Raw genomic sequence first — 21,035 nt, forward strand, 5'->3', positions numbered from 1 at the left:
CCTTTTAAATCTCTCCTTCAAGAACCCTCCTAATGGCCAATAGCTCTAGCCTTCCCTGGGGCCTTACCACTCCTTCAAGAGGATCAACAAACAAGATATAGGCCCTAACCGCCTGCTCTAATGCTTTAGTAATCCTGCCGTCAAAGGATATCTCATCAGCCTCAATGAAATTCTTCAAGAGGTTTATCAAGCTCTTTTTTCCATAAACAAAGCCATAGATCTGCCCAGCCCTTAAGTCGAGTATTCTCCCACACTATTCCTTAAGGTCATCTCCATGTTTGATTGCCTCAATTAGAAGGCTTGCCCCCAAAGTATTCCAGTGCAAGCTTTGCTTTCCTCTTTTCTAATCCGTGCGAAGTTAGAAATTCCAAGGTAGTGCTTTCATCAAAGTCATCGACAAGGAGATAATCAGATCTCCCCTGAAGCATGGCTTCGTTGTAAACTTCCTCGATAAATAGGCTGTCCGAGGTTACTACGAAAACGTGGGCTAAGTGGGCCTCTTTAGTTATGTGAACAAAGAAGTTAAAGAGTTCATAAATTACGGGTCCATTAACATTCAAATCCCTAATGACCTGAAGTTCGTTAAGTATTAAAATGGGCGCCTTCCCTTTATCCTTAACCTCCCCCAGCAACTTTATGATGTAGGCAAAGGCATTCTTTGGCTTCTTCCCCCTCAATACGCACGTTAGGACACTTTCGGGGATTGGAATGCCTAAAATTTCCTTGCCCGCAGATAGAACTAGGGACAAAGCTTCCTTAAGGCTTTGAACAGGGGATTCAACGTCTATTGAGAACAAGACGTCAAGAAAGTCCTCATAATCTGTGACCGGTGTGGCTCTGAGATTAACATAAAACGCTACATAATTATCCGGAAGCCTGCTTATGAATTCTCGCATGAGGGCAGTTTTACCGCTGTTTATTGGCCCATAAACGAACGTTACTATATTTGGATCTCCTCTCACAATCCTGAGCAACTCATCAATTTCCTTTTCCCCGTTAAAGAACATGCCACTTCCCCAAACAATTACTCCCAAAGGGACTTATTTAAGTTATGTTTCCTCTATCAGCATTAGCAGTTTGACAAAAATTTTTCAAGAATATTATTTAACTGTCAACAACAAGCTTAGAGCCTTGGGTGAAATAATTGAAGGTTGCAGTTATTGGAGCTGGAACCATAGGGAGTGCCGTTGCAAAGGCCCTTGCCGAGGCTGGCTATCAAGTTACAGCCACGAGAAGGCATTTAGAAAAAGTCAAGTGGCTCGAAGAAGCCGGAGTAAGATTAGAGAGGGATAACAGGAAGGCCAGCGAAGAGGCTGATATAGTTATAATAGCCGTAAAGCCCAACAAAGTCGGGAAGGTTCTTGAGGAGATTAGGGATGAAATTAAGGGCAAGATAGTAATCTCGCTGGCAGCAGGAATTCCTCTGAAGCTCCTTAAGGAGTTCGCCCCAGAGGCGAAGTTTGTAAGGGCAATGCCCAATATCGCAGTTCTCGTCAAGAAATCTTTCACGGCTTACGCCACCCAAGACTTAAGTGAAGAAGAGATAGAAACCGTGGAAAAGCTGTTCTTAGCATTTGGAAAGTGCCTCAGAATTGAGGAAGAATATATGGACGCAATAACTGGATTAAGCGGGTCAGGCCCTGCCTACGTGTCAGTGTTTCTAGAGGCAATGATGTATGGTGGTCTTAAAGTCGGCCTCCCCAGGGACATAGCAAGGCTAGCTGCTGCTCAAACCCTCCTTGGAACGGCAAAGCTCCTCCTCGAGCTCGGAGACCATCCTGCGGAGATAAGGGACATGGTCATAACCCCTGGGGAACAACGATAGACGGTATATTTGAGCTCGAAGAAGGGAAGATAAGGACGGCAATAATGAAGGCAATAGATGCGGCAACTAAAAAGTCAAAGATACTGTCAACAAGGGTTCTAAACTCCACTTAATGATTTTAAAGTCCTCAAAATTAGAACATATATAATAGACAACTAGCTTTATCCCTTTTCAGATTATTTGTATGTCTCATATTACCTTGGAAAATATTTAAAGTCCAAAGCAATTAATCATATGAGGAGGGATGCCAGAAAATGAGACTTAGGGAATTCCTTGAGAGTCTTAATGAGGGCATGATTCTCATCGAATACCAACCAAGTGACCATCCTGAAAGAGCTTTTCTTGAGGTACTCAGGTTCTTCAAGGGAAAAGATGTAACACCAGTAGTTGTAGACATCAAAGATTCCCTCCAGGTGTTTATCCAGCAACTTAAATTGCAAGGATTTGAAATTGAAGCGGATGATTTGAAAGTAATTAAAGAAGGAGGAAGGGTAACTGTTGGAGAGCTAATTGGAAAGATAGATGAGTTTGAGGACTTTACGCATCACATCGGCAAGTACTGGGAGATCTACAAGAAAATTTCAAGCGAGAAGAGGAAAATGCTAATCATCCTGGGCCTTCACAAGTTCTTGAATCAGATAAAGCCAGACATTACAAAGATCGAAGCGTACTTTGAAGTGATAGGAAGGAGGCACTTACAAGAGTCAGGGAGAGTTGCATTTCTCTTTCTCAACATAGGTGCATCGTCAACATACTTCAGGAAGGGGCTCGAAGAGGTTGCAGACTGCGTTTTGAGGATAGACAAATACCAAAACGTGCTCGTTAGGTGATAAAGAATGGAGATTGAGGAGTACGTTAGATTAGCCAAACCTGGAGAGATAGTATTAGTGGAGTACTCCTCACTATCCCCCTACCCAGAGGTATTCTACAAAATCGGGGAAGGAAGATGGGAAAGGCTTGTGGTAACTGACTTTCTTGACTCTGGACTTCACGTGATTAGATGGTTAAAATTCTCAGGTAAAGAAATCCCCACGGAGAAGATAAAAAGAATTAAAGTTGGTGGTTCCTCTAGGTGGGGCAAAATAATACTCGATATGGATCCGTACAAGGATCCAGTAGTTTTAATGATAAACTTCTTCAAGACACTTGTATCAACTTACAAAGAAGTCCCAGGAGCGATAGCAGTTACATTAAACCATGAAAAGCTCCTCGCAAGGTACGATTATGATCCCTACCTTCTCAACGAAGTTCTCGCAGTACCAACAACGCTCATAGGCAATCCTCTAAGGACTGCATTCGTCTTCATGAACTATGAACTGACTGAGAAAAGGTACCTTGCGCTCTTTGAGGAGATAGCTACAAGGGTCTTAAGGGTAGAAGGCGATGGAACTGTCAAAGTCCTTAAATCGATAAACCTTGAAGAGGAAGGCCTCGAAATGAAGGTGGTAAAATGAAAGCTCTCGTTCTCCATAAACCGGGGGAGATAAAGCTTGAAGAAGTTGAGGATCCAGCTCCCGATAAAGGGTGGGTTAGAATCCGAGTAAAGAGGGCAGGGATCTGCGGAACAGACAAGGCTTTCTACAAGGGAACGTACGTTCCACCAAAGTTACCCCTTATTCCTGGACATGAGATCGCCGGAATAGTTGACGAGGCCCCAGGAATGGAGCACCTCGAAGGGATGAAAGTCACAACTGAAATAAACGTCAACTGCGAGAAGTGCTGGTATTGTAAACACGGAATGCCTACACACTGCCCGTACAGGGAAACAATAGGGATCAGCATTGATGGTGGAATGGCGGAGTATGTTCTGACTAAACCTCACCTCCTTCACAGCATAGAAGGTTTATCCTGGGGAGAGGGGGCTTTTGTTGAGCCCTTGGCCGCGGTAGTTGAGATGCTCGAAATGCAACCGCTAAAACCCTCGGATAGGGTTGCCATCCTGGGAGTAGGAACCATAGGTCTTCTCTCTGCCCAACTTATCAGGCTGATAACTCCTAACGTCGTTGCAATAGCAAGGGAAGATTCCCCGAAAAGGAAGATAGCGGAGAAGTTCGTTGATGTCATTACGGTTGAGGAGGCAAGGGAATACGCGAAGAGCAAAACGCCAGAAGGACAGGGGTTTGACTACGTGGTGGAGGCCACAGGAAGCCCTAATGCCCTTAACTTGGCCTTGGAGCTTGTGAGGCCAAGGGGAGTTATCGCAGCTAAGTCCACTCATGGAGCTCAGGTAAGCTTCGACTACACCCTCATGGTTGTTAAAGAGGTTAGGATAGTAGGGAGCAGGTGTGGACCATTTGAGAAGGCAATTGACCTTATAAGATCAGGCATGATTAAGGTCAAACCTCTGATTACCTCAACTTTCAAGCTTGATGATGGTGTTGAGGCGTTTAAAAAGAGTTTTAATAGGGAAGAAATAAAAGTTCAGCTTACTCCTTGATGTACGGTTTTCCAAGGGCTCTTGGGGTCTTAACTTTCTTCATTATTATCGCTACTATTACCAACGTGGCCACATAAGGAATCGTTCTGAAGAGGTTTGATTCTGCCGTTATTACCCTTCCAGTCATCCCCTGGATCTTTATTGGGATGTATATCGATAAGGCATCGAAGAAGCCAAAGATCAAACCACCAACTATCGCCATTAATGGATTCCAGTTACTAAATGCAACGTTCGCCAAGGCTATAAAGCCCCTTCCAGCAGAAATGAACTTGGTGAACTGTCCGATCCAACCAACCACTAAGTATGCTCCGCCCAGTCCCGTAAGTGCCCCTCCAATTACCGTGGCGTAAAATCTTGTCCTGTAAACGTTCACTCCCATCGCCTCTGCGGCCTTGGGATCTTCACCACAAGCTCTAAGTTTCAAACCGCTAGGCGTTTTTTCAAGCCACCACCATGCTAGGATTCCTACCAATATCGCCACAACGGCAAGGGGAGAAAATGAAAAGTCGCCAAATGACAGCGTTACGATTTTATTAACCCTTGGAGATGAACCATGGCCATGCCATAATGCAACCAATGAGAGGAGACTAATTCCATAGGCGAAGGAATTGAAACCAACGCCAGCGATTATCTGGTCACCCTTAAGGTAAACACTTATCACCCCATGCAACACGCCAGCCAAGGCTCCAACCAATAAACCAAGGAGCAGGCCAAGGTAAGGATTTCCTGTATAAAACGTGACAACCGTGGATGTGAACGCGGAAAGCATGAATATACCCTCAAGCCCAATGTTAACAACCCCTGCCTTTTCAGTTATTATCTCACCCACCGCAGCCAAAGTTAGGGGAACCATCGAAAAGAGCGTGTTTGAGAGGATGTTAAGGATGTCACCGATCATTTTGCTTCCCTCCTAATCTTTCTCACAAGCATAGAGTAGGCATAAGGAACGGCCAACGCGATAACTATGACACCTATTAACGTATCGGCAAGTTCTGGAGGGGCTCCCGTCTTAAGTTCCACCCACTGTCCTCCTATCACGAGGCCGGACATAAATATTGAGGAGAATATTATCCCAATTGGATGATTCCTCCCCAGGAGACCTATCCCAATTCCCATGAAACCTATTCCGTAAATAGCGGTTAAGGTGTCATCTATGCTGTACGTTATGCCAAGAACCAAAAGAGCACCTCCAAGTCCCGCAGCGATTCCCGCAAGTAACATCGACGTTAGAACCGACTTTGCAGGCTCAAAGCCAGCGTATCTTGCCGATGCGGGGGATATTCCGGAGACCCTCAGTTTATAACCAAGGTCAGTGAAGTACAGCAGATAGTAATAAGCCAGCGCTACGGCAACTGCTATGACGAAGGTCGCAAGCGATGGTATCCTTGCGCTTGGAGGGACGGGAACGGATTCATGAGAGTACTGGGGATTGTAGAACTTACCAGCTATCAGATATGCGAGGAGGTAATAGAATATCCAGTTAACCATTATCGCCGTTATTACCTCATTTATCCCCCTATAAACTCTTAATAAAGCTATAAAAAGTGCTAATGCTCCCCCAGCTAATGCTCCAACTATCAAGGCCAATATAGGATTCCCAGTGTAGTACGCAGTTAACAGTCCCAAGAAGGCCCCAACATATAGCTGACTTTCCCCACCTATGTTAAAAACCCCTGCAATGGCTGGAATTGAGAAGGCTAAACCAGTCATTATATAGGGAGCACTCTTGCTCAAGAGGTAGTTCAAGTTGCTATATCCATACTTGAACAAGACTGAATACACTTCACCGGGGTTAAAGCCTAGGATTGCCAAAACTAATGCACCAGTGGCAAACGCGATTAGGAGCGAAATTGAAACCTCAATGATTACCTCATGCCTTGACATTGACACCACCCATTAGGAGCCCAAGTTTTTCAAGCGTGAACTCTTCACTCTTATCAAAAGCCATTATCCTACCCTCGTAGATAACGGCTATCTTATCGCTCAATTGAAGTATCTCGTCAAGGTCCGTAGAGATAAGCAGAATGGCCTTGCCTTCATCCCTCAACTTTAATATCGTTTTCCTAATGAATTCAGTAGCCCCTACGTCAAGTCCCTGGGTGGGTTCAGAGACTATGAAGACCTTAGGCTCTCTAATGATTTCCCTACCAACCATTATCTTCTGCTGATTACCTCCGCTCAGATGCTTAACCGGAGTATTCAAGGAAGGAACTAGCACTTCAAACTCCTTAACTATCCGTCCCGCTAATTCGGAAGCCTTTCTCCAGAGAATCCTCCTTGTAGATGTCACCCTATCGAGGTTCGTTAGGACGACGTTCTCAACTATGTTCATATCGTACACGAGACCAACCTTCCTTGAATCTGGAACGTAAGCCAGCCCTAATTTATACCTTTCATCGGCCGGGAGATTAGTTATATCCTCACCTAAAAGGGTAATCTTACCCTTTTCCGCAACCCTTATTCCGGCCAATGCCTCGGCGAGTTCCCTCTGACCATTTCCTTGAACCCCAGCTATTCCAACTATCTCCCCAGCCCTGACCTCTAACGAAACACCTTTCACTGCATCTAATCCCCTATCATCCTTCACCCAAAGGTCCTCAACCTTAAGAAGGACTTCTCCTGGGGTTGGGGGCTTCTTAGTTATCTCCATTACAACGTCTCTCTGAACCATCATTCTAGCGAGATCCCTCTCAGAAACCTTTGATGTTTCGGCAACGCCAACGACTTCTCCCCTCCTCAGCACGGTAACTCTATCCGTTATCTCCTTTACTTCTCTGAGTTTATGGGTGATAAAAATCACCGTTATTCCGCTTTCCTTAAGCTTCCTTAGTGTCCTAAAGAGATCCTCGGTCTCTATCGGTGTCAAAACGGAGGTAGGTTCATCCAAGATCAAGATCTTAGCATTTGAAAGGAGGGCCTTTAGTATCTCAACCCTTTGTTGAACGCCAACCGGGAGTTCTTCAACGACTTCATTAAGGGGAACTTCAAAGTTTAACTCCTTCATTTTTTCTTTTGCCATCTTTTCAACTTCGTCTATTGTAACCTTTGGATTTAGGGAAAGCATTGCCAAGTACAAGTTCTCGAGAACCGTAAAAGTTGGAACAAGTGTGAAGTGCTGGTAGACCATTGCAATACCTTTTTTTATGGCATCCCAGGGCCCAGTAAAGTTAACTTCCTCTCCAAATATTTTTATCGTGCCTCTTGTAGGCTTTATTTCTCCATAGAGAATCCTCATAAGCGTGGACTTACCTGCCCCATTTTCCCCAAGAAGACCATGGATCTCTCCCTGTTCTACTGTTAAGTTGACACCCTTTAAGGCAACGACACCATCGGGATAAACCTTAACGATATCCCTCATCTCAACGGCATGCATGGGATGCACCTGAGGGTAAAAAGAAGAGAGAGGATAAAAAGCTTAGGTCACTCAACGGAACCCTTCTCAAGGGCCGCATTTAAGTTACCCTTTTGAAGCTCCTTAATGATCTGCTCGTACTCCTCATGAGTCTTCGGGGTCTTAAAGACTATCTCACCATTCTTTATCTTCTCTGCAAGTTCATTGACGATATCCCAAACGTTCGGCTTGATGTACTTCTCCCTTTCCTCCTTAACGATCCTAACGACGTCATCTGGAGTCATTCCCTTAAGCTTCCCTGCCTCAGCCGCGAATTCCGCAAACTGCCTAACCCCCTCAAGATCCCAATAGCCAACCCCGTTTTCCTTGAGCCCAAGGGTTATTATTCCGCCCTTCCAAGTACCATCCACGACCATCTTTATGGCATCGTACACGGCCACATCAACTCTCTTTGCACCGCTTATCGGAATGTACTTTGGTGCGTACCATTCTTGACTAGCATCCTGACCCATTGCGAGGGCCTTACCCTTGCCCTGCTCGTTCCAGTCAATTATAGCGTTAAACATTCCAACGTGAGTTAAACCAGCTAATCCATAGAGAACCTTTGCACCCTGCTGAAGGAGTTGCATCGCCGTGTTGTATCCAACCTGAGTATCTCCAAACGTTCCAGTGTACTGCCAAAGTAACTTTACTGGCTTTCCAGTCTTCTTCTCAAAGTACTTAGCCCCGAAGAGGTAACCAATGTGGAACTTCCAAAGCGGGGGAATATCCATTCCAGCAACCGCACCAATAGTATCGCCACCAAGTTCGTAGGCCATTCCCGAGGCAATCACGCCCATTAGGGCAGCAACTTCCTGCTCCCTGAACAGTATATCGACTTCATTTGGCCTTACCTTTCCGGTAGTTGAATCTATCAATGCGAACTTCTGATCAGGATATTTGTCGGCGACCTTGTTTAGTGGATCAGTCCAAAGGAAGCCAACGAGAACGAGAAGATCATATTCCCCGCTCTGAGCAAGTTGCTCGAGGAGAGGAACCATGTCATTTACTGACTTTGGGGTCATGTATTCTACTTCGACGCCGAGCTCCTTCTTCGCCCTTTCAGCCCCAAGGTACGCCATATCGTTAAAGCTTAAGTCACCCCTACCTCCAACGTCAAAGAGAATAGCTACCTTTACCTTTTTTGTCTGTTGAGTTTGAGTCTGTTCTTGAGTTTGGGTTTGCTCCTGGGTTGACGTGCTTTTTTCAGTTGTGGTTGGTCCTCCAGTGGTCGTTGTTCCACCTCCAATACACCCGCTAACTATTGCAACAAGGAAGAGACCAACAACTAATAAGGCCACTTTCTTCATGAGACCACCAAGTTAACTTTAGGAGTGTCTGACTTATATATTCAGCGGATTTCAGTTGCAGCTTGCGAACCTAATATATTTATACTCATGACCCTTCTAAGAGTTTAAGAACAAATCTACCCTCCTCCGTGAGGGTAACAGGCTTTGGATTTTCTTTTGTGCCGTATTCAATTAGGCCTAACTCTTTGAGTATCCTTGCATTAAGTTTGAGGGTAGAGAGTGATTTCCTCTCTTTCCTGCTCAGCTCTTCTAAAAGCGCGTTCAGCGACCTATGCTTGCCGTTTATGCTTTGGAGTATAAGCCTCTGATTTTGATTAAGGGCCCTTAAAAGTAGCTTCCTAAGAACTTTCACTTCATCCTCAGCTATGGACATCGAGAAGGCATTACCCATTGGCGTGACATCACCCAACCACCACTAAACATCAACATTGTGCCCTTTTTAAACCCTTAGATAACTGTTCCTGTATATATGACAAAGAGGGTATGAAAGGCCAAAATTGACAAAAGTTAATCCTGGGAAGCCAATTCAATGAGCTTCCTCATGTGGATCTCAGCGGAATCAAAGACCTCAATGCTTACATCACCCTGCTTTATTGCCAGCGGTAGCTCGGTACACCCCAGGATTACTCCCTCGATGCCTTCCTCCTTAGCGTACTTCTCGATGAGGTTAACTATCCAGTCTTTGCTCTTGAGGTTCTCAAAGGCCAGCTCTTCAAAGATTATCCTGTTCAGCTCTTCCTTCTCCTCGTCGTTTGGGACAACAACTTCAACCCCCTTCTCCTTCAGGGCGTTTATGTAGAAGTCAGCCGTCATCGTAGTCTTAGTTCCAAGCAAAAGAACCTTCTTCACGCCCCTCCTTTTGACTTCTTCAGCCACCGCATCTATTATGCTCACCATCGGAACGTTTACCTCTTTCTGAACGTCATCAAACACTATGTGGGGGGTATTTGCGGAGAAAGCTATAAGCTCAGCTCCAGCCCTCTCAAGAGCCTTTGCCGCGTTTATGAGAATTCTCTTCCTACCCTCCCAGCCTTCAGGGTTCTGGAAGAACTCCTTGAAGTTTATTGAGTAGATTATCAGCTCAGGGTAAACGTACTTCTCGAACTTCTCCCTGCTTATCTCTATGTACTTCCTGTAATAATAACAGGTTGACTCTGGTGTTGTTCCCCCGATAATGCCTATCCTCTTCATATTATCACCGTGAAAACATGAAGACAAAAGCTTAAGAGAGTTTTTATGAAGCGAAATTCAGGGAGAACCATGCAGGTAAGGTTCATTGATGACAACGTGGCATTTGGAAGGATGCCCTATCCAGATGAAATAGATGAACTGAAGGAGGAGTTTGATGCTTTCGTGATTTTGGTGGAGGACTTTGAGTTGGCTTATGATCTTGAGATGCTTAAAGATGGAGACGTTTTGCACTCTCCCATTCCCGACTTTACGGCACCATCATTAGATCAGCTCATTGATATTTTAAGGTGGATAGAGGAGAAGGTGAGGGAAGGGAAGAAGGTGTTCATCCACTGCTACGGAGGAAGCGGAAGGAGTGGAACTGTAGCTGTGGCTTGGTTGATGTACAGGCATGGATTAAGCCTTAGAGAATCTCTTAGGAAGGTCAGATTGCTTAAACCGAGTGCCGTTGAGACCGAGGATCAGCTTGAAGTTCTTAAGGATTTAGAAAGGTGGATAAAATGCAACCAAGGATAATCCCGGAGAAAGGCGTAATCCTGGGGGACTACCTGATAATAGCCGACCTACATATAGGATTTGAAGAGGCCTTAGTTAAGGAGGGAAAGTACGTTCCAAAGCTTTTGAGGGATGTAATTAGCCAGATCTTAAGTATTGGAAAGAAATATGGAGTTGAGAAGCTTATAATAGACGGAGACCTAAAGCACTCCTTCGTTCCAGAGCGAAGAGAGTTCATTGAGATATCAACATTTCTGGAGAGCATCCTCAGAGAGTTCAGTGAAGTCATCGTGGTTAGAGGGAACCACGACACAGGAATCAATTGGATAAGGAAGTTTGGGGTGGAGGTAGTTGAGAGGGCTGAAGTTGAGGGATGGACGATAGTGCATGGGCACGAAGAGTGCGAATGTAAAAGGGTTATAATAGGTCATGAGCATCCTGCAATAAGGCTGAGGGATGAGGTGGGAGCAACAGTAAAAGTTCCAGCTTTTTTAAGGGGAGAAAACATCATAGTTTTACCTGCATTCAGTCCCTGGGCTTATGGGAATGATTTAACGCTAAACGAGCCAATATCTCCAATTCTAAAGAACGTTGACATCACGCAACTCGAAGTTATCATCCCAGTTGAAGATGAAGTTCTAAGCTTTGGCAAATTTGGTGAATTGATTGAGGCCATGAGGAAGATCTCAACATTATGAGACCGAAAATTTTTTAAAGCGAATGGATTGATGAGAAATCGGCACGGCGGCCATAGCGGGGGGGCTACACCCGGTCTCATTTCGAACCCGGAAGTTAAGCCCCCCAGCGATCCCGGTTGTACTGCCCTCCGAGAGGGGGCGGGAAGCCGGGGACGCCGCCGGCCGCTAAAGCGCCCGGGTGGTGTAGCCCGGCCTATCATGCGGGACTGTCACTCCCGCGACCCGGGTTCAAATCCCGGCCCGGGCGCCAGAATTCTTCCATTGCTATTCTTATGGCAATCCATTATATGGGCCTCAGAATCGAGACTTCAGAAGACGTTTATGAGCCGGCTGAGGATACATTCCTGCTTGCAGAAGTCCTAGCTAAAGAAGTTAGGCCCCAAGATATAGTGCTCGACATGGGGACTGGAACCGGAATACTAGCCCTTCTTGTAGCAAAAAGAGCAAAGTTCGTAATTGGAGCTGACATCTCAAAGGAAGCAGTAGAACTCGCTTGGAAGAACTCAAAAATTAATAGAATAGACAATGCAATATTTGTGGTGAGTAACTTATTTGAGAACTTAAGAGGCCAATTTGACCTTATAGTGTTTAATCCCCCATACCTCCCAGGGGAGGACTATGAAATTAGGGGAGATATAGATAAGGCCCTAATAGGAGGCCCCCAGGGAGGAGAAGTCATAGTAAGGTTTTTCGACCAGGTTACCGATTTTTTAAAGCCCCAGGGAAGGATACTCCTAGTCTACAGTTCACTGACAAAGCCAAACCCCACAGAGGTGGCTCAAAAGAGGGGATTCTTCACTAAGGTGATTGCAAAGAAGAAGCTATTCTTCGAGGAACTCTACGTCATGAGAGCTGAACTCTCTTCACGTTAGTTATGAGGCGAACCTTTGGTTTTTCCTTCTCCTCTTCCTCCCAGTTCTCAAACTTTATTTCAAATTTCCTGAAGAGCATTGGTTGAGGCCTAAGCATGGCTTCGACTATCCGCTTAACTATTTAAGCTTTTCGTCGAACATCCTCAACGCGACTTTAAACTCCATTGGTTTGATTCCAACCAAAGCTGAAGCACTATCTACGAGATCAATCACATGGCTAACTTTTTCTATTATTCCCGTGTCAGCCGTTGCGACGTATTCAAACTTCTTCAGCTCAAAGTCAGGACTTTTCACCAGCTCAGCACGACCATTAACTGAGAACTCTTCCAGCAATTCCTGGGTTGCCTTCTTTACTTGGCCACTCTTGGGGATTGACTTGCCATAAAAGATTACGACCCCTTTAGGTTCTACAAGTTTTATCGAACGAACCATCAGCCTAAGGACTTCCCAAGTCCGCTCGTTTACCCTATACTTTTTCTGATACTTGATGTCCCTTATCAGAGAATCCTCACATCTTATTGCAACTCCATCTAAGAGGGATTCGAGTGTTATTAGAACGTTGAACCCATCAACTCCCAGAATTGCACCCTCCGCGCTTCTAGCCCTCTTCTCATAAACCTCAGTAATCCAAGTGTCCGGAAACACGCACCTCGCCAGAAAGTACCTCCCCTCCGCGGGGAGTCTGTAGTGGTTAGTCACGAATTCAAGGGCCGAAGACTTTCTATAACCCCTGTTAAGAAGGAACTTCAAGTCTATGTAGGCTTCATAAAGCCTCCCCATTTGACGTTCCTCCCATTTGCCTTGAACAAAGTTTTAAAATCAATATGATAACGTTAAGGCATGGACTTAATTCTAGGAGTTGGATTGGCCCTAGGGGCAGCATTCATGTGGGCACTGACTTCGGTGCTCTCTAAAATCTCCATGGCAAAGGTTAATCCGGTCAGCTTAAATACCCTTAGGCTATTTATAAGCTCGGCATTTTACATTCCCCTCCTATTCTCCCTTAACCTTATACCTCACAAAAACTTGGAATGGTGGGCCATAGTAATAGTTTCAGGAATAATAGGGTTCACAATAGCTGACTGGCTGTTCTTGGAGGGCATGAACATAATAGGCGTGTCAAGGGCCAGCATCCTCGTAACTCCACACCCAATACTAACTATGGTTCTCGCCCATTACCTACTAAATAGACCATTAAATGCCTCCATAGCAACTGGAGCGGGTCTAATAGTCATCGCAGTCACAATACTCGTAAGCGAGGCTATGGACAATAAGGAAATGACCTGGAAGGGCATTGCATTCGTCGTAGCTGCGGAAGTATTGTGGACCGTTGCAGTTTTAATAACGGACTGGCTAGTTCATGGAGAATCGGCCGTTTTAATAACGGGGCTCAGGATAAGCTCCGGAGCTTTAGGAGCCCTGGTATTTGCATCTACCGTCAGGGAAGATATTAGGATAATGAACGCTAAAGATTGGGGGCTCGTCGTTGTTATCACTGTCCTCGGAACTATCTTGGGCCAGTACTTCTTCATAAAGTCGATAAGCCTAGTTAGTTCAAGCATAGCAACTCCAGTTACAGAATCAAGTCCAGTAATGGCAGCTCTGATGGCGGTAGCGTTCCTAAAAGAGAGATTCACGAAGAGGCTTGCTGTTTCATTAGTTCTGACAACCCTTGGAATAACCTTGATAGGACTAGCTTAGGGAAAATGTGTAAACCCCGTCTTGGGCATTAATAGTGAGCATGGAGGAATTGGCAGATATCTTCAACGTAACTATCTGCTTGTCATTCACATAAGAATACGAGTTACCCCAGTAAACAACCTTTCCATCAACTGAGATCTCTTTTATACATGAACCCCAGCACCTCCCATGATATACAACCTTGACGTCATATACTTCCCCTTTCTTAATGAAGACCTCGACTTTTCCTTTCCTTAATGTGATATCGTAACGAGGAATCATCACGTGAATTATGAGGAGCGACAAGACTAAGGCGTACACAAAAATTGCCCCCATTTGCCTGATATCTATACCAAATTCCCTTCCCTTTAGAACTTTTGGAGTGTCAGTCATGTGACTGTAACCAATAATCTCAAATATCCTCCCTGCAAATCCTATAAAAATACCAACTATAAAAGGAAACGTCAGAATTCCAACAAGATATAGCTTTTTTGCAGTTAAGAAACTCTCCTCTTCGGTCGCCTCATAAAAGTACTGCACCTGATACCTTGTGAGCATGGTAACTATTGCCGTTAACGGGTAGGTATAGAGTAACCCTATATAGAAGGCCTTTGAGAAGCTCAAAGTTGAGAAGAACCCACTTTCCATGCCTATTATTAATAGAACCACGTAGAATAAGCCCAGGATTAGTTGAACTATTCCCAATGTAAAGGGCCTGTCGTCAACGTCCTTCCATTCATAGAGTCCTACAAAATACAATATAACACCAATTAACCCCAGCAAGCTACCTATAATAGGGATAAGTGAGAATAGTGAGAGAATTGAACCCCAGTAAAGCAGGGACTTTGCGTTCTTGGCTAGCGTTCTTCGTTCCATTTACTCCACCCCATGACAATTTTCCATTCTAGATATCATGACGCTCCTCATCAGCTTGTAATTCTCCCAATACCCCCTCCACCCCTTAAACAAGGAAAGCTACGCTTCTTAATGTTCCCATTTCCTTAATCAACTAATTGAGTCCATACTGATCTTATAACAAGTAGTGTTTTAGTTCCTTTTATGTTATAGCTCTCAATACACATGCCATAATTGTAATATGGCCAACTACTTAAAAATCTAATGAAAATTTTTAACCTCAAATATGTTAAAGGAGTTTGATGATGAACCCGCGCAGCGCTGAACGATGATGAGGATTTTAAGTGCTGATTGAAAAAGTTTAAATAACAGAAGACATATGCAATATTAGAGTTACATATTAGTGATCGAAATGGAGAGGATTTTAATACTGCTAGTGGGAGTTTTGGTTTTGTTCAGTGCGGGATATATAAGCACTTCATCAACAACTCAAACCTAGACAGAAGAAATCCCAGTAACGATAGACGAGAGTGGAAACATAAACACCCAGGATTTAAAATCGTACATAAATTCCTTACCAGCAGGGAAATTACTCAAGAAGAAAAGGATGGACTACTATATATGGTCGAGGAGGATAAGCTAGCCCACGATATATACACGAAGCTGTACGAAAAGTGGGGACTTAAAATTTTCAGGAACATTGAAAACAACGAAAGCATCCACCTTAATGCAGTAAGACTGTTATTGAAGAAGTACAACATTCCAGACCCAACGAAAGACGAAGGCATTGGAGACTTCAAGAATCCAGAGTTGCAAGAGCTGTACAACAAGCTCATAGAGGAGGGAATGAAGAGCGAGATAGATGCACTCAAGGTTGGCGCGCTCATAGAGGAAACCAACATACGTTGACTTGCAGGAGAGGATAGCCCAGACTAACAAGGTGGACACAATTGCAGTCTATGAAAATTTGATGAAGGGAAGCAGGAACCACCTCAGGTCATTCGTTAAATTACTGGAGAGCAGGGGAGTAAAGTACGAGCCTCAAGTGTTATCAAAGGAGGAGTATGAGGAGATAATAAGCTCATCGATGGAAACTGGAGGAAAGGGGAAGCCTTAAAACCATTAAAAATGCATCATGCACATTTCCGTGGGTTTTGGCCTTTCCAAGCGTCATTTCATCCGTGATCTCCAGTTTGTTTTCTTTTGCAAATTCCCTGATTTTGTTTTTAAGGTCGTTCACATCAAAATCCCCAATTATTATCTTGCCATCCTGCTCCAGTAACTTGAGGGCTTTTTCGAGGAAGGGCTTCGGCTCGAAGTCATGGAGGATGTATGAAAACACTATCGTATCAAACTTCCCTTCGATGTCATCTTTCAGAAAGTCAATGTTAAGGAACCTCAGCCTGTCATTCTCAAGGCTCTTCAGGAACTCAAAGAGTCCCTCTTCCCTTTCAATGCCGACAACTTCCCCTTTCCTTGAGAGCTCGAGAGCAAGGAATCCCGAACCAGAACCAACATCCAGAATCCTCCCTTCAGACCTTTTGACGATCTCTTCAGCAAGCCTCAGCCTTAACCTTATCTCATTCCTGTAAACGGGATACCAGACGAGCCTAACTCCAACAAACCATTTAAATTCCTTATCTGTCCCTCCAGCCTTTCTAAAAGCCTCAAGGGCTCTTAAATAGAAGTAATTGAGAGTTTCCACCTGACACCACCAGCCTACTCTTGAAAGGAGAGTTTAAATCTCCTATGATTTGGGAATTTAGTGCAAAAGTTTTAAAGTCGATCTTTCAAGGCATTTTAAGGTTTAAAACGGGGTGATTCTATGTTCAGAAATCTCGGGTATACCGACGCACCCCTCTACGAAAAGACTCGAGATGAGTATGATATCGAAAGTGAAAGAGGTCAGAAAAGATTTGAGGAGCTTAAAGAGTTACTGTTAGAACACCTTCCCATTAAAAGAGGAAAAGCCTTAGATATCGGTTGCAACGCTGGGTTGAGTAGCTTTGTATTGGAGGAAATAGGCTTCAAAGTCGTTGGCATAGATGTTCAAGGAAAAAGCAATTGAACGGGCTAGGGAGTTAGCTAAAAAGCGAGGATCAAACACTGAATTTTATGTTATGGATGCGAGGAATTTGAAGAAAACACATTCGATCTCGTTGCACTACTTGGCTACCCTCTAGCTCACTTCAGCATTTGGGATCTTGATAAGATTTTGCAGGAAGTTAGGAGAGTCCTAAAGCCCAAAGGCTATATTGTGATACAGGAGAGCGATTTCCTCTGGACACTAATTAAGGGATTTTATTAAGCTTAGATGTGGGCAATATTTAAAACTTAAGAGAGTAAGATTAGGTTCAGAGATGAACTATGGTTCAGGGTAGTAATCAATTCAAGCTGAAAACACTAAGCAGAAGAGGAGAGTCATTCGGAGAAAAGCATAAGGAGGCCTAAGAATGATTGAGAATCTCAAGCTAGCCCTAAACTTAAACTTCAACACTGGAAGTCTTGAAGGGAGTATAGAAATAAACCTAAGGGAGAGTGTAAAAACCTTCATACTCAATAAAGGCCTCAAAGTGGAGGAGGCAAACAGGGAATTATCCCAGGAACTCAAGGGAATTCAAGGATTTGAGAAATTCAAGGTGAGTGTTGTTAAGCTTGAAGAACCCGCGAATAATCTCGAGCTAATATATTCTGGAAAGCTGGAGAGCTATGAAAGTGTTCTTCCATACCTCAAAGACTCGATAAACCGAGAATATACACTCCTCAGAACTGATTCACTGTTTTATCCGATTCCAGCGGAGCCTGCCTTTGAGAGCCTTGTTAAGTCCGTTGTGAGCTCCGAATTTAACGCGGAAATAGATATAGGAGGAGTTCCAGATGATTTGACGATAGCATTTGGCGGCGAAATTAGGGATAATCGCTTGATAATTGAGGGAACCAATAGGCTCGACATTGCGATAGCCCCGTTCCACGTGATAGAGGGTGAACAATTCCGCCTCTTCGTCCTGAGCACGAAGGGAATCGAGAGGACGCTTGATCTGTTAAGGAGGGCATATGAATTCTACTCATCAATTCTCGGCAAGAAAACAGCGAAGTACACGGTTATTGAAACTCCCGAAAATTATGGTGGTCAGGCAGGAAAGGGCTATGCCCTTGTCTCAGGGAGTTCATTAAGGAGGGAGATTCCTGCGAACCTCTACCACGAGCTCGCTCACCTCTGGAATCCTAGAGTAACTCCAGAGGCCCACCTAAGCAGGTTCTTTGATGAGGCCTTTGCTAATTACCTCACAGCCTTAGCAATTAGGGAAATTCATGGAGAAGAAGCATTTAACTCATTCATAGAAAACCTTCGGAGGGATTATGAGGCAGTACTTGGGAGATTCCCAGAGGCAGAAAAGCTAAAACCCTCAGAGTGGGGGAAGCTGGGACTATCAGAGTTATCCTATACGAAAGGTACCCTAATCCTCCATGATCTCCATCAAAAACTTGGTGAGGACTTTTACGAGATACTCAGGAGGATGGTAAACTCCGCGATTATTGACTTCCAAAGATTCAAGGAAATAGTAGAGGACGTTTCTGGGCTCGTGATTGATATATAGACGAACCATCCTGGGAAAGCCTTTTTAATTCTCAACTTTTAATGCACTCTCGTGTGGGAGGTATTACTGCTGCTATCAATTATTGCATCCCCATTGTTTGTTGTGATAGAGGGAAGAAGGACAAGAAAATTAGAAAAGCAGGAAAGATTCATTAGAATTGAGAGAGCCATTTTCATTGGACTTTTTATAACGCTGGCACTTTTCATGCTTACAGGAGTTTTAGGGTTCTTTGACTTCGTTAGCAGATTCAAAGAACCTCTTGACAAGATAGTCCTATTCTCACCTGTTAATATATCAATACTTGCCTCCATAGTTATCGCGGATCTCATGAGAGAGGAAGTTGAAGGCTCCACCAAAACGAACCTCCTAAAGGCATTCCTCCTCGCGTCGGGGGTGGTCTTCCTACTCGCATTGGCATTCGTGGTAATCCCAGCCCTGTTCCCCCTGGAGTTTAGGATTATCGTTCTCTTAGCCCTGATGCTTGCCGTTGCAGAGGCCTTCTCCCGCGTGCTCAGGCGTGTCGAGAAGGGTAAGCTCCTCGAAGGAGAACTTAAGAGGGAGGTAGAGGAGCTCTGCAGGAGAGCTGGTGTTAAAGTTGATGGAGTATACCTCATCGAGGACGAGGAAATAAATGCACTCGTGACTGGGGCCAGGGGGAAAACAATATTCGTGACTAAAGGTGCGGTAGAACATCTGGAGAGGGATGAACTACTTGCGATTATAGCGCACGAGCTAGGCCACGTTAAGAAGAGGCACATGCTCAAGGGCTACACTCTCTCGATTCTTCCTATACTCCCGATGACAGTCCTCCTCAAGATTGGAGATAAGCTTCCAGAGGCCATTCTGACGATATGTGTCGTGCTCTCCTTTGTAGTTCTTGTAGGTGGTGTTCTCTACAGGCTCACAAGGTTCAACCTCAAGTGTGAGTTAGAGGCTGATGAATTCGCGGCCGAGCTGGTTGGGGCCGATGCGATGATAAAGGCCCTGAAGAAGATAAGCGAGTACGGTGAAATTCCGGTAAAGACGCCAAAATGGTTCGATGTCATCTACTCTCATCCCTCGATAGAGGAGCGGATAAAGAACTTGAGAATTAGCCAAGCTAAGAACGAAAAGGCACAAAACATGTAAATGTTAAACTCATAAGTAGCACCATAGAGGGGACTAAAGCCAAAGGGAAAGAAGGGCTTCACATCGGGGTGCATTATCGAGTCAAGTGTTATGTGGAGGAAAACTCCAGACAGGGCTGTTATTCTCAGCCTTTCCATATCATAGTTCCTTCCCGTAATTTTATAGATGAAAGCCATCGCATGGGCCAAAATAAAGGCTACAATTCCTCCCCCAATATAAGTGTGAAAGAAGCCATGCACGGGATACCCATATTTTAAATCCAAGTTGAACGAGAGGACAAGGAAGGGCTCAAAGTCAACTATAACGTTGGCTATTAAGAACGTCCACACGTCAAGGTAGGGTATTAGGTAGGATAGTAGAAGTGCTGGTCCCAGGTGAAATGGAGTAAACGGCATGTTACCTGAGGAACCTTTGGAAGTTAAATATCTTGCGTAAGGAAAATTCCTCCATTAGTCTTTCAACTACTTCTTGGGAAAGGCCTTCTCTTATCAATGCCCTTTTGAAGGCCCTCTCCCCCCTATTAATGACCCTAACTATTCCCGCCATTCCAAAAGATATCCTCAACAGCCTAAACAAAAATCTAAAGAAGAAAAGAATCAATCCTCGTTACCCTCCTTTCTCTTGTGATACCTGTGAGATCTCTCCATTGGAACTAATGAAGCCAATGCTTTGAAGAGTTGCTTCCCCATGTTTATACTGTCCATATACTCCTTGGTAAGCTCAAGGGCAGACTCCTTGTCCATTCCAGACTCAACCAACGTCTTGTAGAACTCGGCTACGCTCTTCCCCATAACCTGCATCCTCTCTGGATTATAAAGTTCAGCAAGGAGTTCCTTGATGGGTCCAATAATATCTTCTATGGCATCACTAAACTTTTCAACTAAAAGCGCCACTTTTTCAAGGTCTTTGTCTCCCTCGTAGGCCTCTATAAGATCCTCAAGTATCTCAGCCTTCTTTTTAAGCGCTTCAAGTTCCTCTGGAGTCTTTGCCCTCTTCATTTCCTCAACGAGTTCCTCCATAAGCTCCTCCAACTTCTTCTTTTCCTCGACCATCTCAATCACCTCAGTATTCATTATCGTGATCAAAGGTAATTGGTATTCCGATCATCTCTAGCCATCTTTTGATCACATCCCTAGAGAGGGCATACATCTTTCCCTTTTCCCCAGGAACTTCAACGACAACTCCAAGATCCTTAAGCAACTTAATCTTGCTCCTAACGGTGTTCCTTGAGGCTCTTCCCCTCCTGCCCTTTAGCTCTCGGGTTATCTGGCTTATATTGGCTTTCCTAAGGTCGAATAATACTTTAACTATCTCCCTGGCTATAGGATCGTTCTTTATCTCAGGAATAGCAACGTCAATGCCAATTCCTCCATACTCGGCGTATATGTTAATCAGCCTAAGGTAAGCCTGAGCAAGCTGGGAAACTATGAGAAAGCCTCTTTTTAAGTCCTCCAAAGTCTTCCTGAGCTCCTGAAGCTCCCTTGCCAAGTCGCTGTCTGGCATGAATTTATATTCAGTGATCATCCCTTTAGGCTTTCTGGTCAGAGGTGAGCA

The 21,035-nt window shown here is 44.4% G+C and carries 29 protein-coding genes, 1 tRNA gene, 1 rRNA gene and 1 pseudogene; 16 read left to right on the forward strand and 16 right to left on the reverse strand.

The genetic code is table 11. From position 1 onward, the window contains the following. Positions 1-4: 4 nt before the first annotated feature. The gene (locus tag P8X24_RS02065; protein ID WP_372913841.1) at positions 5-178 is read right to left on the reverse strand and encodes a hypothetical protein; all 174 of its coding nucleotides are present in this window, start codon (positions 176-178) and stop codon (positions 5-7) included. Between the two features lie 109 nt (positions 179-287). After that, on the reverse strand, positions 288-1,007 hold the full coding sequence (locus tag P8X24_RS02070; protein ID WP_372913842.1) for an ATP-binding protein: 720 nt from the start codon (positions 1,005-1,007) through the stop codon (positions 288-290). A gap of 137 nt (positions 1,008-1,144) precedes the next feature. On the opposite strand from P8X24_RS02070, the pseudogene proC reads away from it, so the two are divergent. The 4 genes and pseudogenes from proC (at position 1,145) to P8X24_RS02090 (ending at position 4,262) form a co-directional block, all read left to right on the forward strand. Next, positions 1,145-1,938: pseudogene (proC, locus tag P8X24_RS02075) on the forward strand (pyrroline-5-carboxylate reductase). Between the two features lie 141 nt (positions 1,939-2,079). Continuing rightward, entirely contained in the window at positions 2,080-2,655 is a 576-nt protein-coding gene (locus tag P8X24_RS02080) for a DUF257 family protein (protein WP_372913843.1), read from the forward strand. Positions 2,656-2,661: 6 nt separating this feature from the next. Beyond that, complete coding sequence (locus P8X24_RS02085; protein ID WP_372913844.1) at positions 2,662-3,279, forward strand: DUF257 family protein; 618 nt, start codon at positions 2,662-2,664, stop codon at positions 3,277-3,279. Beyond that, a complete protein-coding gene (locus P8X24_RS02090; protein WP_372913845.1) occupies positions 3,276-4,262 on the forward strand; it encodes an MDR/zinc-dependent alcohol dehydrogenase-like family protein in 987 nt (328 codons plus the stop codon). The genes P8X24_RS02085 and P8X24_RS02090 overlap by 4 nt, the downstream gene beginning before the upstream one ends. Here P8X24_RS02090 and P8X24_RS02095 read toward each other — a convergent pair. The 6 genes from P8X24_RS02095 to P8X24_RS02120 all read right to left on the reverse strand — a co-directional run bounded on the left by P8X24_RS02095 (position 4,252) and on the right by P8X24_RS02120 (position 10,154). Next, complete coding sequence (locus P8X24_RS02095) at positions 4,252-5,160, reverse strand: ABC transporter permease (RefSeq protein WP_372913846.1); 909 nt, start codon at positions 5,158-5,160, stop codon at positions 4,252-4,254. The genes P8X24_RS02090 and P8X24_RS02095 overlap by 11 nt on opposite strands. Next, positions 5,157-6,146 (reverse strand): ABC transporter permease, encoded by a 990-nt coding sequence (locus P8X24_RS02100; RefSeq protein WP_372913847.1) that lies wholly within the window; start codon positions 6,144-6,146, stop codon positions 5,157-5,159. Before P8X24_RS02100 ends, P8X24_RS02095 begins: the two co-directional genes overlap by 4 nt. Further along, positions 6,133-7,635, reverse strand: coding sequence for an ABC transporter ATP-binding protein (locus P8X24_RS02105; RefSeq protein ID WP_372914176.1), 1,503 nt, complete (start codon positions 7,633-7,635; stop codon positions 6,133-6,135). The genes P8X24_RS02100 and P8X24_RS02105 overlap by 14 nt, the downstream gene beginning before the upstream one ends. Positions 7,636-7,682: 47 nt before the next feature. Next, positions 7,683-8,963, reverse strand: a complete 1,281-nt coding sequence (locus P8X24_RS02110; RefSeq protein WP_372913848.1) for a BMP family lipoprotein — start codon at positions 8,961-8,963, stop codon at positions 7,683-7,685. Between the two features lie 85 nt (positions 8,964-9,048). Further along, the gene (locus tag P8X24_RS02115; protein WP_372914177.1) at positions 9,049-9,354 is read right to left on the reverse strand and encodes a hypothetical protein; all 306 of its coding nucleotides are present in this window, start codon (positions 9,352-9,354) and stop codon (positions 9,049-9,051) included. Between the two features lie 116 nt (positions 9,355-9,470). Next, on the reverse strand, positions 9,471-10,154 hold the full coding sequence (locus P8X24_RS02120) for an aspartate/glutamate racemase family protein (RefSeq protein WP_372913849.1): 684 nt from the start codon (positions 10,152-10,154) through the stop codon (positions 9,471-9,473). Between the two features lie 69 nt (positions 10,155-10,223). On the opposite strand from P8X24_RS02120, the gene P8X24_RS02125 reads away from it, so the two are divergent. From P8X24_RS02125 to P8X24_RS02145, 5 genes are all read left to right on the forward strand, one after another. After that, positions 10,224-10,670 (forward strand): protein-tyrosine phosphatase family protein, encoded by a 447-nt coding sequence (locus tag P8X24_RS02125; RefSeq protein WP_372913850.1) that lies wholly within the window; start codon positions 10,224-10,226, stop codon positions 10,668-10,670. Next, complete coding sequence (locus P8X24_RS02130; RefSeq protein ID WP_372913851.1) at positions 10,655-11,347, forward strand: metallophosphoesterase; 693 nt, start codon at positions 10,655-10,657, stop codon at positions 11,345-11,347. The genes P8X24_RS02125 and P8X24_RS02130 overlap by 16 nt, the downstream gene beginning before the upstream one ends. Positions 11,348-11,389: 42 nt before the next feature. Further along, a 5S ribosomal RNA gene (rrf, locus tag P8X24_RS02135) occupies positions 11,390-11,511 on the forward strand. A gap of 8 nt (positions 11,512-11,519) precedes the next feature. Beyond that, positions 11,520-11,597: transfer RNA gene (locus P8X24_RS02140), tRNA-Asp, on the forward strand. A 22-nt stretch (positions 11,598-11,619) separates the two neighbouring features. Further along, the gene (locus P8X24_RS02145) at positions 11,620-12,219 is read left to right on the forward strand and encodes a HemK2/MTQ2 family protein methyltransferase (RefSeq protein ID WP_372913852.1); all 600 of its coding nucleotides are present in this window, start codon (positions 11,620-11,622) and stop codon (positions 12,217-12,219) included. Here the strand turns inward: P8X24_RS02145 and P8X24_RS02150 are convergent. Beyond that, complete coding sequence (locus P8X24_RS02150; RefSeq protein WP_372913853.1) at positions 12,191-12,316, reverse strand: hypothetical protein; 126 nt, start codon at positions 12,314-12,316, stop codon at positions 12,191-12,193. The genes P8X24_RS02145 and P8X24_RS02150 overlap by 29 nt on opposite strands. A 20-nt stretch (positions 12,317-12,336) precedes the next feature. Continuing rightward, on the reverse strand, positions 12,337-12,999 hold the full coding sequence (locus P8X24_RS02155; protein ID WP_372913854.1) for a DUF434 domain-containing protein: 663 nt from the start codon (positions 12,997-12,999) through the stop codon (positions 12,337-12,339). A 60-nt stretch (positions 13,000-13,059) separates the two neighbouring features. Between P8X24_RS02155 and P8X24_RS02160 the strand changes: the two genes are divergently transcribed. After that, complete coding sequence (locus P8X24_RS02160) at positions 13,060-13,920, forward strand: DMT family transporter (RefSeq protein ID WP_372913855.1); 861 nt, start codon at positions 13,060-13,062, stop codon at positions 13,918-13,920. On the opposite strand, the gene P8X24_RS02165 is transcribed toward P8X24_RS02160, so the two are convergent. Further along, the gene (locus P8X24_RS02165) at positions 13,912-14,775 is read right to left on the reverse strand and encodes a hypothetical protein (protein ID WP_372913856.1); all 864 of its coding nucleotides are present in this window, start codon (positions 14,773-14,775) and stop codon (positions 13,912-13,914) included. The genes P8X24_RS02160 and P8X24_RS02165 overlap by 9 nt on opposite strands. 600 nt (positions 14,776-15,375) lie before the next feature. On the opposite strand from P8X24_RS02165, the gene P8X24_RS02175 reads away from it, so the two are divergent. Then, a complete protein-coding gene (locus P8X24_RS02175) occupies positions 15,376-15,663 on the forward strand; it encodes a DUF2202 domain-containing protein (RefSeq protein ID WP_372913857.1) in 288 nt (95 codons plus the stop codon). 1 nt (position 15,664) lies between these two features. Continuing rightward, positions 15,665-15,871, forward strand: a complete 207-nt coding sequence (locus tag P8X24_RS02180) for a DUF2202 domain-containing protein (RefSeq protein WP_372913858.1) — start codon at positions 15,665-15,667, stop codon at positions 15,869-15,871. On the opposite strand, the gene P8X24_RS02185 is transcribed toward P8X24_RS02180, so the two are convergent. Next, the gene (locus P8X24_RS02185) at positions 15,836-16,459 is read right to left on the reverse strand and encodes a class I SAM-dependent methyltransferase (RefSeq protein WP_372913859.1); all 624 of its coding nucleotides are present in this window, start codon (positions 16,457-16,459) and stop codon (positions 15,836-15,838) included. The genes P8X24_RS02180 and P8X24_RS02185 overlap by 36 nt on opposite strands. A 120-nt stretch (positions 16,460-16,579) precedes the next feature. Between P8X24_RS02185 and P8X24_RS02190 the strand changes: the two genes are divergently transcribed. From P8X24_RS02190 to P8X24_RS02205, 4 genes are all read left to right on the forward strand, one after another. Continuing rightward, positions 16,580-16,822, forward strand: coding sequence for a hypothetical protein (locus tag P8X24_RS02190; protein WP_372913860.1), 243 nt, complete (start codon positions 16,580-16,582; stop codon positions 16,820-16,822). Between the two features lie 42 nt (positions 16,823-16,864). After that, positions 16,865-17,062 (forward strand): class I SAM-dependent methyltransferase, encoded by a 198-nt coding sequence (locus P8X24_RS02195; RefSeq protein WP_372914178.1) that lies wholly within the window; start codon positions 16,865-16,867, stop codon positions 17,060-17,062. 145 nt (positions 17,063-17,207) lie between these two features. Further along, on the forward strand, positions 17,208-18,353 hold the full coding sequence (locus P8X24_RS02200) for a peptidase (protein ID WP_372913861.1): 1,146 nt from the start codon (positions 17,208-17,210) through the stop codon (positions 18,351-18,353). Positions 18,354-18,404: 51 nt separating this feature from the next. After that, positions 18,405-19,481 carry a M48 family metallopeptidase gene (locus P8X24_RS02205; RefSeq protein WP_372913862.1) on the forward strand — a complete coding sequence of 359 codons (1,077 nt, stop codon included), beginning with the start codon at positions 18,405-18,407 and terminating at the stop codon, positions 19,479-19,481. Here P8X24_RS02205 and P8X24_RS02210 read toward each other — a convergent pair. Genes P8X24_RS02210 through P8X24_RS02225 form a run of 4 tightly spaced genes read right to left on the reverse strand, consistent with a single transcriptional unit; the run spans position 19,406 to position 20,984 of the window. Further along, complete coding sequence (locus P8X24_RS02210) at positions 19,406-19,876, reverse strand: hypothetical protein (RefSeq protein WP_372913863.1); 471 nt, start codon at positions 19,874-19,876, stop codon at positions 19,406-19,408. The genes P8X24_RS02205 and P8X24_RS02210 overlap by 76 nt on opposite strands. A gap of 1 nt (position 19,877) precedes the next feature. Further along, positions 19,878-20,045, reverse strand: coding sequence for a hypothetical protein (locus tag P8X24_RS02215; protein WP_372913864.1), 168 nt, complete (start codon positions 20,043-20,045; stop codon positions 19,878-19,880). A 32-nt stretch (positions 20,046-20,077) separates the two neighbouring features. Beyond that, the gene (locus P8X24_RS02220) at positions 20,078-20,533 is read right to left on the reverse strand and encodes a hypothetical protein (protein WP_372816122.1); all 456 of its coding nucleotides are present in this window, start codon (positions 20,531-20,533) and stop codon (positions 20,078-20,080) included. A 10-nt stretch (positions 20,534-20,543) separates the two neighbouring features. Next, positions 20,544-20,984, reverse strand: a complete 441-nt coding sequence (locus tag P8X24_RS02225) for an ArsR family transcriptional regulator (protein ID WP_372913865.1) — start codon at positions 20,982-20,984, stop codon at positions 20,544-20,546. Between the last annotated feature and the right edge of the window lie 51 nt (positions 20,985-21,035).

It is taken from the genome of Pyrococcus kukulkanii, from assembly GCF_041647995.1.
In the GTDB taxonomy this organism is placed as follows: domain Archaea; phylum Methanobacteriota_B; class Thermococci; order Thermococcales; family Thermococcaceae; genus Pyrococcus.

Bases quoted from the DNA above. Each gene is read 5' to 3' on its own strand.
- P8X24_RS02085 (WP_372913844.1), top strand. From the start codon at position 2,662: ATGGAGATTGAGGAGTACGTTAGATTAGCCAAACCTGGAGAGATAGTA.
- P8X24_RS02190 (WP_372913860.1), top strand. From the start codon at position 16,580: ATGTTCAGAAATCTCGGGTATACCGACGCACCCCTCTACGAAAAGACT.
- P8X24_RS02100 (WP_372913847.1), bottom strand. From the start codon at position 6,146: ATGTCAAGGCATGAGGTAATCATTGAGGTTTCAATTTCGCTCCTAATC.
- P8X24_RS02160 (WP_372913855.1), top strand. From the start codon at position 13,060: ATGGACTTAATTCTAGGAGTTGGATTGGCCCTAGGGGCAGCATTCATG.
- P8X24_RS02175 (WP_372913857.1), top strand. From the start codon at position 15,376: ATGGTCGAGGAGGATAAGCTAGCCCACGATATATACACGAAGCTGTAC.
- P8X24_RS02090 (WP_372913845.1), top strand. From the start codon at position 3,276: ATGAAAGCTCTCGTTCTCCATAAACCGGGGGAGATAAAGCTTGAAGAA.
- P8X24_RS02105 (WP_372914176.1), bottom strand. From the start codon at position 7,635: ATGCATGCCGTTGAGATGAGGGATATCGTTAAGGTTTATCCCGATGGT.
- P8X24_RS02120 (WP_372913849.1), bottom strand. From the start codon at position 10,154: ATGAAGAGGATAGGCATTATCGGGGGAACAACACCAGAGTCAACCTGT.
- P8X24_RS02130 (WP_372913851.1), top strand. From the start codon at position 10,655: ATGCAACCAAGGATAATCCCGGAGAAAGGCGTAATCCTGGGGGACTAC.
- P8X24_RS02080 (WP_372913843.1), top strand. From the start codon at position 2,080: ATGAGACTTAGGGAATTCCTTGAGAGTCTTAATGAGGGCATGATTCTC.
- P8X24_RS02225 (WP_372913865.1), bottom strand. From the start codon at position 20,984: ATGCCAGACAGCGACTTGGCAAGGGAGCTTCAGGAGCTCAGGAAGACT.
- P8X24_RS02150 (WP_372913853.1), bottom strand. From the start codon at position 12,316: ATGCTTAGGCCTCAACCAATGCTCTTCAGGAAATTTGAAATAAAGTTT.
- P8X24_RS02145 (WP_372913852.1), top strand. From the start codon at position 11,620: ATGGCAATCCATTATATGGGCCTCAGAATCGAGACTTCAGAAGACGTT.
- P8X24_RS02125 (WP_372913850.1), top strand. From the start codon at position 10,224: ATGCAGGTAAGGTTCATTGATGACAACGTGGCATTTGGAAGGATGCCC.
- P8X24_RS02070 (WP_372913842.1), bottom strand. From the start codon at position 1,007: ATGTTCTTTAACGGGGAAAAGGAAATTGATGAGTTGCTCAGGATTGTG.
- P8X24_RS02110 (WP_372913848.1), bottom strand. From the start codon at position 8,963: ATGAAGAAAGTGGCCTTATTAGTTGTTGGTCTCTTCCTTGTTGCAATA.
- P8X24_RS02155 (WP_372913854.1), bottom strand. From the start codon at position 12,999: ATGGGGAGGCTTTATGAAGCCTACATAGACTTGAAGTTCCTTCTTAAC.
- P8X24_RS02220 (WP_372816122.1), bottom strand. From the start codon at position 20,533: ATGGTCGAGGAAAAGAAGAAGTTGGAGGAGCTTATGGAGGAACTCGTT.
- P8X24_RS02165 (WP_372913856.1), bottom strand. From the start codon at position 14,775: ATGGAACGAAGAACGCTAGCCAAGAACGCAAAGTCCCTGCTTTACTGG.
- P8X24_RS02095 (WP_372913846.1), bottom strand. From the start codon at position 5,160: ATGATCGGTGACATCCTTAACATCCTCTCAAACACGCTCTTTTCGATG.
- P8X24_RS02210 (WP_372913863.1), bottom strand. From the start codon at position 19,876: ATGCCGTTTACTCCATTTCACCTGGGACCAGCACTTCTACTATCCTAC.
- P8X24_RS02200 (WP_372913861.1), top strand. From the start codon at position 17,208: ATGATTGAGAATCTCAAGCTAGCCCTAAACTTAAACTTCAACACTGGA.
- P8X24_RS02115 (WP_372914177.1), bottom strand. From the start codon at position 9,354: ATGGGTAATGCCTTCTCGATGTCCATAGCTGAGGATGAAGTGAAAGTT.